Consider the following 11,637-nt stretch of genomic DNA (forward strand, 5'->3'; position numbering starts at 1 on the left):
TGCCTCACGGTCAGCACTCACTCACTCATAAAGCTCTCATGTCGCAACCGGCCTAAGCTGCGCTGCCGATGACCTCGGCGGCGAAGCCCTTCAACCTGCGGCAATTCCTGTTCAGCGGGTCCGGGTGGCCGTATCTGCTGGTGCCGTTCATCGCGATCGCGATCGCGTTGGACCTGGTGGGGGCCGACCCGATCCTCGTGTTCTTCGCGAGCGCACTCGGCGTGGTGCCGACGGCGGCGCTGATGGGGCGGGCGACGGAGGAGCTCGCGCACCGGTCCGGGCCCGGCGTGGGCGGCCTGCTGAACGTGACGTTCGGCAACGCGCCGGAGCTGATCATCGCGTTGTTCGCGCTCGAGAAGGGGCTGCAGGAGGTGGTCAAGGCGTCGATCATCGGGTCGATCCTCGGCAACCTGCTGCTGGTCATGGGGGCGGCGTTCCTGATCGGCGGGTGGGGGCGTGAGCGGAACAAGTTCGTCGCGGAGGCGGCGAGCGCGCAGGCGTCGATGCTGCTGCTCGCGGTCGTCGCGCTCGTGCTGCCCGCGATGTTCCTGCTGGCGCAGGGCGGAGAGCTGCCCGCGCTCGGTGAGGAGGCGACGAACTTCGGGCCCAATGTCGAGCACATGTCGTTCGCGGTGGCGATCGTGCTGCTGCTGTCGTACTTCGCGGGGCTGTGGTTCTCGCTCAAGACGCACCACGACGTGTTCAACCCGGGCAGCGACGAGGAGGCGCCGGAGGACACGTGGAGCGTGAAGCGGAGCGTGCTGATGCTGGCGGGCGCCGGCATCGCGGTCGGCATCATGTCGGAGATCCTCGTCGGGTCGATCGAGGAGGCGTCGAAGGGGATCGGCCTGTCGCCGTTCTTCGTCTCGCTGATCATCGTCGCGATCGTCGGCAACGCGGCCGAGCACTGGGTCGCGGTCTACTTCGCGGCGCGGGACAAGATGGACATCGCGATCGGGATCGCGATCGGCTCCAGCGCGCAGATCGCGCTGTTCGTGATGCCGGTGCTGGTGCTGCTGAGCTTCTTCGTCGGGCCGTTCCCGCTGGCGCTCGAGTTCAGCTCGATCGAGATCGGGGCGATGCTGCTGGCGGTGCTGATCGCCGCGCACGTCTCGCAGGACGGCGAGTCCACGTGGTTCGAGGGCGTGCAGCTCCTCGCCGTCTACGTGGTGCTCGGGATCGTCTTCTACTTCGTCTGAGGTCACGCCGCGCCGACCGCGCGGACTCGGCCTTCGGTTGCATTGTCGACAATCGAACGATACGGTCTGCGGCGTGAGCGAAGAACGCTGGATCACGTTCGACTGCTACGGGACGCTGCTCGACTGGCAGAGCGCCTTCCGCCGCCTCCTCGCCCCTGCGGTCGACGGCCGCATCGAGGATCTGGTGCACACCTTCCACGCGGTCGAGCCCGAGGTGCAGCGGGACATGCCGACCGCGTCCTACAAGGCGATCCTGCTCGAGGGCGCGGCCCGCGCCGGGCGGCGCGCCGGGCTGGACCTCGCGCCCGCCGACCAGGAGCGCCTCGTCGAGGGCTGGGGCACGATCGAGGCCTTCCCGGACACGGCCGCCGCCCTCGCCGCGCTCAAGGCCGACGGCTGGAAGCTCGGCATCCTCACCAACTGCGACAACGACCTGTTCGAGTCCACCCGCGCCGCGCTCGGCGTCGAGGTCGACGCGGTCGTGACCGCCGAGGAGGTCCGAAGCTACAAGCCCGCGCTCGGCCACTTCGAGGCGTTCGAGGCCCGCACCGGCGTCGCCCGCGCGAACTGGGTCCACGCCGCGGTCTCCTGGTGGCACGACATGGTGCCGGCCCGCGACCTCGGCCTGCGCCGCGTCTGGGTCGACCGCGAGCGGTCAGGCCACGACGCCACGATCGTCACCGCCCACATCCACGACATGGCCAGCCTGCCGGTCACGGTGGCCTCGCTGTGACCGCGCGGGAAGAGGCGGTCGCGCCCGGCTCGGACCCCGCGGTGGCGGGAGCGCTGCGCGACTCGATCGCGCGGTACGTCGCGGCCAACCCCGCCAGCGCCGCGCGGGCCGAGCGCGCCGCCGCGGCGCTGCCGGGCGGCAACACGCGCAGCGTCCTGCATTACGACCCGTTCCCGCTCGCGTTCGCCCGGGCCGACGGCGCGTACCTGCACTCCCTTGACGGCCGCCGGTACACGGACTTCCTGGGCGAGTACACGGCGGGCCTGTACGGCCACTCGCACCCGGTCATCCTCGACGCGATCCGCGGCGCGCTCGACCGCGGGCTCAACTACGGCGGGCACTCAGCGCTCGAGGGCGAGCTCGCCGAGCGGTTGTGCGCGCGGTTCACGGCGATGGAGCGCGTGCGCTTCACGAACTCGGGGACCGAGGCGAACCTGATGGCGCTCGCGCTCGCGCTGCACCAGACCGGTCGGCGTGAGGTCCTCGCGTTCAAGGGCGGCTACCACGGCGGCGTGCTCGCGTTCGGGGCAGGGAAGCCGAGCCCGGTCACGGTCCCGCACGCCTGGGTCCTCGGCGACTTCGACGACGTCGACGGCACGCGGGAGCTGATCCGGGCGCACGACCTGGGCGCGATCCTCGTCGAGCCGATGCAGGGCTCCGGCGGCTCGCGGCCCGCCTCGCGTGCCTTCCTCGCGATGCTCCGCGAGGAGGCGACCCGCGCCGGCGCCGTGCTGATCTTCGACGAGGTGATGACCTCGCGCCTGTGGCCGCGCGCCGAGCCGGGCTTCGACGGTGTGGTGCCGGACCTGATGACGGTCGGCAAGTACCTGGCGGGCGGGATGTCGTTCGGGGCGTTCGGCGGACGCGCGGACCTGATGTCGGCCTACGACCCGACGCGCCCGGACGCGCTCTTCCACGCGGGCACGTTCAACAACAACGTGCTCTCCATGAGCGCGGGGCTCGCGGGCCTCACGCACGTCCTCACCGACGACGCGCTGGAGGAGCTCAACGCGCGTGGTGACCGGCTGCGCGCGCAGCTCGACGCCGTCGTCCCCACCACCGGGCGCGGCTCGCTGATGACGATGCACCCCGGCAGCGACGAGCGCCGGCAGCTCCTGTTCTTCGAGCTGCTCGACGCGGGCTACTGGATCGCCGGTCGCGGGATGATCGCGCTCAGCCTCCCGCTCACCGACGAGCAGTGCGACGCGTTCGCCGCCGCCGTCGCCAAGATCATCGGCGCATGCTGAGCCGCACGCTCCCCACCCAGGTCGCCCACCACCTCCGGGAACGCATCCTCGGTGGCGAGCTCGCGCCCGGCGACCGGATCATCGAGACCGACCTCGCGACCGAGTTCGAGGTCAGCCGCCACACCCTGCGCAGCGCGCTGCAGACCCTGACGCACGAGGGCCTGCTCGAGCAGAGCCAGTTCAAGAGCACGCACGTCGCGCGCCCGACGGCCGACGACGTGTTCGAGATCTACACGCTGCGCAACGCGCTGGAGGCGATGGCCTGCCGTCTCGCCGCGCAACGCGTGGCGAACACGGCCGCGATGGACGCCGCGGTCGCGCGCATGCGCGCCGCCGCGGAGGCCGGCGACGTCACGGCCATGAAGGAAGCGGACTTCGACTTCCACACCGCCGTGATCGACCTCGCCGGCCACTCCCGCCTGCGCGAGCAGTACCGGACGCTGCACGCGCAGACGCGCCTGTACCTGAACCTGACGGCGACGGTCGGCTACGAGCTGGGCGAGATCGCGGCCAAGCACGCGGAGCTGGCGGACGCGATCCGCCGCGGTGACGCGGCGCGCGCGGAGCAGCTCGGCGGCGCCCACAACACCGACGACGGCGAGCGCCTGGTCGCGATGCTCAGGGCTCCAGGCCGGCCAGGATGAGGTCGAGCCCGAACGCGAACTCGGTGTCGTAGTCGTAGCCCGCCTTCGCCATCTCGGTCATGACCTCGACGAGGTGGGGGAAGCGCGTCATGTCCGGCACGTTCGCCCGCTTGACCTCGATCACCGCGCCGTGCTCGGAGGGCGTGTCGAACGGGAGGCTGCGCTCCTGCAGCAGGAAGCCGTAGATGTAGGCGTCCTGCACCGACGAGGCGTGGACGGCGTCGCGGAAGGCGAACCCGGCGAGGCGCAGGCACCCCATCGTCGCGTCGTGGAAGCGCAGGTTCTCCGGCCCCGGCGCCACGCGTGATTCCATCAGCCCGACCGCCCACCGGTGGCGGTTGAGCACCGCGCGCATCGAGTGCGCCCGGCGGCGCATCGCGCCCTTCCAGTCGGGATCGCCCGGCTCCGGCGCCTCGAACTCGCCGAAGACGACGTCCACGAGCCCGTCGAGCAGGTCCTCCTTGTTGGCGACGTGGTTGTAGAGCGACATCGCCTCCACACCGACCGCCGCGGCCACCTTGCGCATGGACAGCGACTCGAAGCCGCCTTCGTGGGCGAGCTCGAGCGCGGCGGCGAGCACGCGCTCGCGGGTGAGTGGCGCACGTCGTCGTGGGCTCATCGGCTTGACAACCTTACGGCGTAAGCGTACCTTACGCCGTAAGCATACAGCGTAAGTAAGGAGCCGCCGTGAACATCGATCTCCAAGCCCGTGGGCGCCTCGTCGGGATCCTCTTCGCCCTCACCTTCATCACCGGCATCGCGGCGGTGGTCTTCTACACCGACGATCCGCAGGCCGTGTCCGACGCCCGGCTCGGGCTGGGCGCGGTGTGCGAGCTGCTGCTGATCGCGGCGAACCTGGGCACGGCGGTCGCGCTGTTCCCGCTGCTGCGCCAGCGGCACGAGGCGCTGGCGCTCGGCTACGTCGCCGGCCGCGTCGTCGAGTGCACGTTCATCGCGGTCGGCCTGCTCAGCGTGCTGGCGTTGACCGACGTGCGCGACTCGGACGTGCTCGTCGCGGTCAAGGACTGGACCTTCCTGCTGGGCCCGAACTTCGTCGTCGGCCTCAGCAACGGCCTGCTGCTCGGCTACCTGCTGTACCGCACCGGCCTGGTCCCGCGCGGGATGGCGATGGTCGGCATGTACGGCGGGCCGGTGCTCACGCTCGCGGCCGTCGCGGTCATGGTCGGCGCGGTGGATGAGCTGCCGAAGCTCGCGGCGGCGCCGGAGATCGTCTGGGAGGGGTTCCTCGCCACCTACGTGGCGGTCAAGGGCTTCAAGGCGCCGGCCGGCGCCCGCGATCGGGCGCCGCTGGTCGCTGCGACGGCCTAGTAGTCGTCGTCGGGGTCGGGCTCGAGCTCGTCCTCTTCGTCTTCCTCGTCCTCGTCCGGGTCTTCACGAGCGGAGGACCGGGCGCGGCGGGTCTCGAACGTCTCGACGAGCTCGTCGCGCTTGTGCTCGTCGATCGCAGGGTCGTCACCGAGGAGGATCCACTCGCCGGCGTCGTCCTCCTCGTCCTCGATGAGCTCGAGATCCACGTGAGCCGAGTCATCCACGATGAGGACGATCTCGGTCTCGGGATTGAAGTAGGTCCCCGGGCGAGTGAGAAGCTCGTCCACGTCGAATCGGCGCAGGGCTGGCATGGCCGGGAGGCTACCCATCCTGGCGCGTCAGACGCCGCTCGACCTCGGCTTCGACGTCGAGCGGCGGTTCACCGCGCGCGATCCGGCGCTCGTTGCGGGCTTCCACGAAAGCCCGGACTTCGGCGCGTAGGTCGTTCGTCGAGCGCGGCGCCTCGCGGTCGAACGTGATGTCCGAGCGTCCGATCTGGTCGTAGGTCCCGCGCGCGCCGAACGCCAGCGCCACGGCGACCACCCCGGCGAGGATCACGACGACCACGACGACGACTGGCAGCAGATCCTGCACGAAGGTCAATTGTGCCGATCGCCTCCAGACCGGGTACTCTTAGACCCTGTTGACTGACCAGTCAATCTGGAGAGAAGGCAAGGAGTTCTGATGGTCGATTTCACGCTGACCGACGAGCAGATCGCCCTCCGCGAGATGGCGCATGACTTCGCGGAGAAGGAGATCCGGCCCGTCGCCTGGGAGTTCGACAAGGACGGCACGTGGCCGGCGGCGATCCTCGAGAAGGCGTGGGAGCTCGGCCTGATGAACTCCCACATCCCCGAGGAGTACGGCGGCCCGGGCGTGTCCTACCTCGAGGGTTGTCTGATCGAGGAAGAGCTCTCGTGGGGCTGCTCGGGCATCGCGACGTCGATCGGCGCGAACGGCCTCGCGACGGCGCCGCTGGCGCTCGCGGGCAGTGAGGAGCTCAAGGCCCAGTACCTCGGGATGCTCACCGAGGCGCCCAAGTTCGCCGCCTTCTGCCTGACCGAGCCCGATGCCGGCTCCGACGTGTCCGGCATGCGCACCACCGCCACGCGCAAGGGCGACAAGTGGGTCATCAACGGCTCCAAGTGCTTCATCACCAACGGCGGGTACGCCGACTTCTTCACCGTCTACGCCAAGACGGACAAGGAGAAGGGCCACCGCGGCATCTCCGCCTTCATCGTCCCCAAGGACGACACCGTCACGGTGGACAAGAAGGAGGACAAGCTCGGCCAGCGCGCGTCGAACACCGCGACGATCACGTTCAACGACACCGAGATCCCGCTCGGGAACCTGATCGGCGAGGAGAACAAGGGCTTCAAGATCGCGATGATGACCCTCGACCGCACGCGCCCCGGCGTGGCGGCGATGGCCACCGGCATCGCGCGCGCGGCCTTCGAGTTCGCGACGAGCTACTCCAAGGAGCGCGTGCAGTTCGGCGTGCCGATCGCCATGCACCAGGGGATCCAGTTCATGATCGCCGACATGGCGACCAAGGTGCACCTGAGCCGCCTCGCCGCGTGGCAGTCCGCCGTGCTGCTCGACCAGGGCAAGCGCAACACGATCGAGTCCTCGCACGCCAAGCGCTACGCCGCCGACTCCGCGATGGAGGTCACCACGGACGCCGTCCAGGTCTACGGCGGCTACGGCTTCATCAAGGACTACCCGGTCGAGAAGCTCATGCGCGACGCGAAGATCATGCAGCTCTACGAGGGCACGTCGCAGATCCAGCGCCTCGTGATCGCGCGCGAGACGCTGCTGCCGCGCCGCATCGAGGAGCCCACGGCGGTCTAAGCGGTCTCCACCTTCGCGACGAAGCCCAGGATGCGCTCCCACGCGTCCTGGGACTCGGCCGCGTACTGCTCCGCGCGCCGGTCGAAGAAGGAGTGCGGGGCGCCGTCGTAGACCTTGATCTCCTTCTCGACCGGCAGCGCCGCCTCGAAGGCGGCGATCTGGTCGGGCGGGATGTGGTCGTCGGCGCCGCCGAAGAGGCCGAGGACGGGGACCTTGGCATCGGGCGCGGCCTCGATCGCGCCGCGGTCCAGGAGGCCGCCGCTGCTGAGGATGCCGTAGAAGCCGACGACGCCGGCCAGACCCTCGTGGCCTTCGGTGGCCTGCACGAACGACTGGGCGCCGCCGAAGCAGAAGCCGACCGTGATCGCGCGCTCCACGCCGGTGTGCTCGCGCAGGGCGGCGAGGGCGGCGGCGACGTCCTGGGCGACGGTCTCCGTCGTGGTCTGCCGCACGTGCGGCATGTAGTCGAAGTCCTCGTCCCGCGGTCCCAGCCCGGCCGTCCGGCCGAAGTAGTCGAAGGCGAGCGCGGGGTGGCCGGCGGCGGCGAAGCGCTCCGCGAGCTCCTCGTAGAAGCGGAACAGGCCGCGCACGTCGGGCAGGATCACGACGCCGGTCGAGCCCTCCGCACGGGCGAGGTAGGCCGAGAACGCCGTGCCGTCCGCGGACCGCAGCTCCAGGCGCTCGCCGGCGGCGCCGCCGGCGATGACCTGGAACCCGGGCGGGAGGTCGGGGACGATCGCGTCGAACGGGAAGCACATGGGCGGTGACCTCTACGGGCGTGGGGGAAAGGCGAATGCAGCGTGGGGCTCTACGTACCCACCTACCTCGATCACGATCTGGGCACCGTCGGTCAACTCGATCTCGGCGGGCTCCGAGTCGACGCGCTCGCCGGCGACGAACGCTTCGACCGCGCCGCTGAACGAGAGCAGGTGGCGCTGACCGAGGCGCTGGCCCCAGACCTCGAACAGGTCGGCGAGCGTCAGGCCGCGCGCGTCGAAGTCGACGACGCCGGTCGGCTCGAGCGTGCGCACGCGGGCCCGGCAGCGGGCGGCGTCGATGCGCCCGTTCTCGTCCGGGCGGGGTGCGTGAAGGCCGATGCCGGCCGGGATGAGCACCGCCTGGCGCTCCGCGAACAGCTCGACGTGCGCGCGGAATCGACCGTGCACCGGGCCCGCCTCACACGGTGCGCTCGTCGTGCCCGCGGGCGGCGCGAACGCGGGCCCCGCGCCGATCGCGACGGGGAACACGCCCTGCGCCCGGGGGACGCCGCCGGGCGGGTCCCGCCACTGCTCCCGTGGCGTGCCGCCGCACCCGGCGAGGATCACCAGTCCGGCCAGCACTGGACGGATTTTCATGGACCGGCCATTCGGCACGGCACTAATCTTGCCGCGATGGGGTGGAGGTCGAAGCGGCTCGTGCCGCTGCTGGTCGCTGGCGTGCTGCTGGTCGTCGCGGGGTGTGGCGGCGGCGATGAGGCCGCGGGCGAGCTGCCGGCCCCGCCGCCCGCGAAGACGTTCGCGCTCGCGGGCTTCGAGCCGGTCGGCAAGGCCGAGGAAGGCGCGAAGACCGACGTGCGCTTCGCCATCCAGCAGCCCGACGGCCGGCCGCTGACCGCGTACGCCACCGGCGACGGCCCGCACACGGGCGTGCACGTGATGTACGTGCGCAGCGACCTCTCGGAGATCATCCATCGCCATCCGCCGATCGCCGCCGACGGCACGATCGACGACCAGGTGCGCTTCAAGGCCCCCGGCCGCTACCGCGTGGTCGTCGACGCCTACCCGAAGCAGGCGGCGGGCGGGCTGAAGAACTTCCAGCTGTTCCGCTGGCTCGACGTGGCCGGGGAGGCCAAGGACGAGCCGCTGCCCGCGTTCGCCGCCGAGCAGGAGGTCGACGGCTACACGGTGCGGATGGAGAGCGCGCCGGACCTGAAGGCGCTCGACGCCTCGCTGATCGACGTCACGGTCACCGACCCGAAGGGGCGGCCGCCGACGCTGGAGCCGTACTTCGGCGCCCTCGCGCACGCGATCTTCTTCCGCGAGCAGTCGCTGGACTACTTCCACACGCACGTGTGCACGCCCGGGACGCCCGGCTGCACGAGCACGCTCGGGGGTGCCCAGGTGACGGGCAAGACGGGCGCGCCCGGCAAGCTCTCCGTCGGGGTCCTGCTCCCGGTCGCCGGCACGTGGCGCCTGTTCATCCAGGTGCGCGCGAACGGCAAGCTGTTGACCGCCCCGTTCACGCTCACCGTCAAGTGAGGTACCCAGACATGCCCAGGTGGCTCCTGTCGCCGCTGACGGTCGTCGCCGTGCTCGTGCTCTGCGCGAGCGCGTCCGCGCACCCCAGCCTCAGCCCGCCGCTCGCGGAGCAGGGGACCAGCCAGACGTTCACGCTCGCCGTCCCGACCGAGAAGGAGGGCGTGACGACGACGCAGATCGAGCTCACGCCACCCGAGGGGTTCGCGCTCGAGGCCTTCGTACCCGCGGCCGGCTGGAAGCGCACGACGGACCAGACCGGCAGCGGCGAGGACGTGATCATCCGCAAGGCGACGTTCACCGGCGGCGCGACGCCCTCCGGCGAGGCGGCGGTGATCCAGTTCGTCGGTCACGGCGCCGAGGCGGGCGACTACGCGTTCCGCGTGCGTCAGACCTACTCGGACGGCACGGTCGTCGCCTGGACCGGCGGCGAAGGCTCCGAGACGCCGGCCGCCCGCGTCGAGGTCAAGGCGCAGATCGGTGGTGGCAGCAGCTCGCTCGCGATCATCGCGTTCGTGATCGCGACCGTGGCCCTCGTCGCCGGCGCGATCGCGCTGCTGCTGCAGGCGGGGAACCGCGAGCTGGCGTGAGGCGCGCGGCGCTCATCGCGCTCGTCCTCCTGCTCGCACTGCCGGCGGCGGCGTTCGGTCACGCCACGCTGGTCCGCACCACCCCCGGCTCGAGCGGCGTCGTCAACACGCCGCCGAGCACGGTCACGCTCGAGTTCAGCGAGCCCGTCGAGGCGCGGTTCGCGTCCGTGTCGGTCACCGACGCGCCCGGCAACCAGCTGCGCGACGGCCGCCCGACCGCCGCGGGCAACACGCTGACCGTGCCGATCAAGCCGATCGCCGAGGGCTGGTACCTCGTGTACTGGCGCGTGGTCTCGACCGATGGGCACCCGATCCGCGGCGCGTTCACGTTCGCGGTCGGCCCGAACCCGGGCCCGTCGCCCGAGTTCAAGATCCCGTCGATCGCGGAGACCGCGGCCACGCCCGAGCTCGTGACCGCGCGCTGGATCGTGCTGCTGGCCGCGATGGCGGCGATCGGCCTGTTCGCGCTCCGCCTGCTCACGGCCCGCCCCGCCCGGGACCTGCGCGGGGTAACCACGGCCTTCGGCGTCGCGTCCGTGGTGGCGCTGGTCGTCGCACCGGTCTACCTCGTGCTGTCAACGGCGCAGTTCTCCCTGCGAAGCGCCTTCGACCTCGGCGCGGTGCTGCCGCTGCTCGACGGCACCGAGTTCGGCAAGGGCTTCATCCGGCTGGAGCTGTGCTTCGCGCTGTTCGCGGCGGCCGCCGGGATCGCGATCTGGCTCGACGACCCCGCGCGCCCGCGCCGGACGATCGCCGACCTGCTGGCCACCAGCGGCGCGCTGCTGGCGGCCGCCGGCGTCCTGCTGGTCCCCGGCACGTCGGGGCACCCGGGCACGGCGGAGCCGCGCGGGCTCGCGATCCTGCTCGACGCCGTCCACCTCGGCGCCGGCTCGATCTGGCTCGGCGGCCTCGTCGGCCTCGTGATCCTGTGGCGCACGCAGCAGCTGGCACTCGCCTTCCGGCGCTTCTCCAGCGTCGCGCTGTGGGCCGTCGGCGTGCTCGTCGCGACCGGCGTCTGGGCGTCGATCGTGCACCTGCCCACGCTCGCCTCGCTGTGGGAGACCGGGTACGGCCAGTGGCTGCTGGTGAAGATCGCGCTGCTCTGCCTCGCGGCGGCACTGGGCGCCGTCAACCTGCTGCGGACGAAGCCGCGGCTGGCCGCCGGTCAGCGTCAGTCGCCGCGGGTGGTGGGCGGCGAGATCGTGCTGATCGCGGGCGCCGTCTTCGCGGCCGCGGTCGTCACGAGCCTTGCCCCGCCGGCCAAGGCGATCGCGGAGATCGGCAAGCCGGCGGCGGAGGTCGGGCCCGGCCCGGTGAGCAAGACCGTCGAGCGCGGCGGCTACGAGCTCACCTTCGGCCTCACGCCGAACCGGGCCGCGACCCAGAACCAGGTGACGATCGCCGTGCGCAAGGACGGCAAGCCCGTCACGGGCGCGGTCGTGACCGAGAGCTTCACCATGCTCGACATGGAGATGGGCCGCCAGGAGTACGAGCTGGCCGAGACCGGGCCGGGCACGTACGGCCGGGAGACGTCCGCGCTCGTGATGGCCGGCCGCTGGGGCCTCACCGTCCGCGTCGAGCCGCCTGGCGCCGAGCCGATCTCCGTGACCGTCCTCGACCACGCCGAAGGATGACCAGAAAACTGCTCTTCGCGCTGCTGGCGCTCGTGCTCGGGATCGTGGCGTTGACGCTGGCGTTGAGCCTCGTCAACGGCGGGCTCGGTTGACCGCGCATTTATCTCCCCTTACGCTGGGTTCAAATCACCCGGGGTCAAACGGAGGGGATGGAC

14 protein-coding genes are annotated in these 11,637 nt (G+C 71.2%); 9 read left to right on the forward strand and 5 right to left on the reverse strand.

Annotation, left to right across the window (positions count from 1 at the left end; all coding sequences use genetic code 11):
- The first annotated feature begins 68 nt into the window (after positions 1–68).
- From cax to C8N24_RS17865, 4 genes are all read left to right on the forward strand, one after another.
- Entirely contained in the window at positions 69–1,199 is a 1,131-nt protein-coding gene (cax, locus tag C8N24_RS17850; protein ID WP_121252118.1) for a calcium/proton exchanger, read from the forward strand.
- Positions 1,200–1,272: 73 nt separating this feature from the next.
- A complete protein-coding gene (locus tag C8N24_RS17855; protein ID WP_121252120.1) occupies positions 1,273–1,932 on the forward strand; it encodes an HAD family hydrolase in 660 nt (219 codons plus the stop codon).
- Complete coding sequence (locus tag C8N24_RS17860; RefSeq protein ID WP_121252122.1) at positions 1,929–3,179, forward strand: aminotransferase class III-fold pyridoxal phosphate-dependent enzyme; 1,251 nt, start codon at positions 1,929–1,931, stop codon at positions 3,177–3,179. Before C8N24_RS17855 ends, C8N24_RS17860 begins: the two co-directional genes overlap by 4 nt.
- Positions 3,173–3,823 carry a GntR family transcriptional regulator gene (locus tag C8N24_RS17865; protein ID WP_121252124.1) on the forward strand — a complete coding sequence of 217 codons (651 nt, stop codon included), beginning with the start codon at positions 3,173–3,175 and terminating at the stop codon, positions 3,821–3,823. The genes C8N24_RS17860 and C8N24_RS17865 overlap by 7 nt, the downstream gene beginning before the upstream one ends.
- On the opposite strand, the gene C8N24_RS17870 is transcribed toward C8N24_RS17865, so the two are convergent.
- Positions 3,798–4,442, reverse strand: coding sequence for a TetR/AcrR family transcriptional regulator C-terminal domain-containing protein (locus C8N24_RS17870; protein ID WP_211340008.1), 645 nt, complete (start codon positions 4,440–4,442; stop codon positions 3,798–3,800). The two genes, C8N24_RS17865 and C8N24_RS17870, sit on opposite strands and share 26 nt — an antisense overlap.
- Before the next feature lie 68 nt (positions 4,443–4,510).
- Here C8N24_RS17870 and C8N24_RS17875 point away from each other — a divergent pair, with 68 nt between their 5' ends.
- Complete coding sequence (locus C8N24_RS17875; protein ID WP_121252128.1) at positions 4,511–5,152, forward strand: DUF4386 domain-containing protein; 642 nt, start codon at positions 4,511–4,513, stop codon at positions 5,150–5,152.
- Here C8N24_RS17875 and C8N24_RS17880 read toward each other — a convergent pair.
- On the reverse strand, positions 5,149–5,463 hold the full coding sequence (locus C8N24_RS17880; protein WP_147447859.1) for a hypothetical protein: 315 nt from the start codon (positions 5,461–5,463) through the stop codon (positions 5,149–5,151). The genes C8N24_RS17875 and C8N24_RS17880 overlap by 4 nt on opposite strands.
- A gap of 10 nt (positions 5,464–5,473) precedes the next feature.
- Positions 5,474–5,746: a hypothetical protein gene (locus C8N24_RS17885; RefSeq protein ID WP_147447860.1), complete on the reverse strand. Its 273-nt coding sequence runs from the start codon at positions 5,744–5,746 to the stop codon at positions 5,474–5,476.
- Positions 5,747–5,836: 90 nt separating this feature from the next.
- Here C8N24_RS17885 and C8N24_RS17890 point away from each other — a divergent pair, with 90 nt between their 5' ends.
- On the forward strand, positions 5,837–7,003 hold the full coding sequence (locus tag C8N24_RS17890; RefSeq protein WP_121252134.1) for an acyl-CoA dehydrogenase family protein: 1,167 nt from the start codon (positions 5,837–5,839) through the stop codon (positions 7,001–7,003).
- On the opposite strand, the gene C8N24_RS17895 is transcribed toward C8N24_RS17890, so the two are convergent.
- Positions 7,000–7,761 carry a dienelactone hydrolase family protein gene (locus tag C8N24_RS17895; RefSeq protein ID WP_121252136.1) on the reverse strand — a complete coding sequence of 254 codons (762 nt, stop codon included), beginning with the start codon at positions 7,759–7,761 and terminating at the stop codon, positions 7,000–7,002. The two genes, C8N24_RS17890 and C8N24_RS17895, sit on opposite strands and share 4 nt — an antisense overlap.
- Before the next feature lie 12 nt (positions 7,762–7,773).
- Positions 7,774–8,343 carry a hypothetical protein gene (locus C8N24_RS17900; RefSeq protein ID WP_121252138.1) on the reverse strand — a complete coding sequence of 190 codons (570 nt, stop codon included), beginning with the start codon at positions 8,341–8,343 and terminating at the stop codon, positions 7,774–7,776.
- A 51-nt stretch (positions 8,344–8,394) separates the two neighbouring features.
- Here C8N24_RS17900 and C8N24_RS17905 point away from each other — a divergent pair, with 51 nt between their 5' ends.
- From C8N24_RS17905 to C8N24_RS17910, 3 genes are read left to right on the forward strand one after another with little or no spacing between them, the layout of a single operon-like run.
- On the forward strand, positions 8,395–9,261 hold the full coding sequence (locus C8N24_RS17905; RefSeq protein ID WP_147447861.1) for a hypothetical protein: 867 nt from the start codon (positions 8,395–8,397) through the stop codon (positions 9,259–9,261).
- A gap of 11 nt (positions 9,262–9,272) precedes the next feature.
- Positions 9,273–9,848: a DUF1775 domain-containing protein gene (locus tag C8N24_RS34045; protein WP_170179176.1), complete on the forward strand. Its 576-nt coding sequence runs from the start codon at positions 9,273–9,275 to the stop codon at positions 9,846–9,848.
- On the forward strand, positions 9,845–11,482 hold the full coding sequence (locus C8N24_RS17910; RefSeq protein ID WP_170179177.1) for a copper resistance CopC/CopD family protein: 1,638 nt from the start codon (positions 9,845–9,847) through the stop codon (positions 11,480–11,482). The genes C8N24_RS34045 and C8N24_RS17910 overlap by 4 nt, the downstream gene beginning before the upstream one ends.
- Positions 11,483–11,637 lie beyond the last annotated feature (155 nt).

The sequence above is a fragment of the Solirubrobacter pauli genome (assembly GCF_003633755.1).
Lineage (GTDB): Bacteria > Actinomycetota > Thermoleophilia > Solirubrobacterales > Solirubrobacteraceae > Solirubrobacter > Solirubrobacter pauli.

Excerpts from the sequence above, each read along its gene's own strand:
- C8N24_RS17905 (WP_147447861.1), top strand. The coding sequence starts at position 8,395 with ATGGGGTGGAGGTCGAAGCGGCTCGTGCCGCTGCTGGTCGCTGGCGTG.
- C8N24_RS17870 (WP_211340008.1), bottom strand. The coding sequence starts at position 4,442 with ATGAGCCCACGACGACGTGCGCCACTCACCCGCGAGCGCGTGCTCGCC.
- C8N24_RS34045 (WP_170179176.1), top strand. The coding sequence starts at position 9,273 with ATGCCCAGGTGGCTCCTGTCGCCGCTGACGGTCGTCGCCGTGCTCGTG.
- C8N24_RS17865 (WP_121252124.1), top strand. The coding sequence starts at position 3,173 with ATGCTGAGCCGCACGCTCCCCACCCAGGTCGCCCACCACCTCCGGGAA.
- cax (WP_121252118.1), top strand. The coding sequence starts at position 69 with ATGACCTCGGCGGCGAAGCCCTTCAACCTGCGGCAATTCCTGTTCAGC.
- C8N24_RS17890 (WP_121252134.1), top strand. The coding sequence starts at position 5,837 with ATGGTCGATTTCACGCTGACCGACGAGCAGATCGCCCTCCGCGAGATG.
- C8N24_RS17895 (WP_121252136.1), bottom strand. The coding sequence starts at position 7,761 with ATGTGCTTCCCGTTCGACGCGATCGTCCCCGACCTCCCGCCCGGGTTC.
- C8N24_RS17880 (WP_147447859.1), bottom strand. The coding sequence starts at position 5,463 with ATGCCAGCCCTGCGCCGATTCGACGTGGACGAGCTTCTCACTCGCCCG.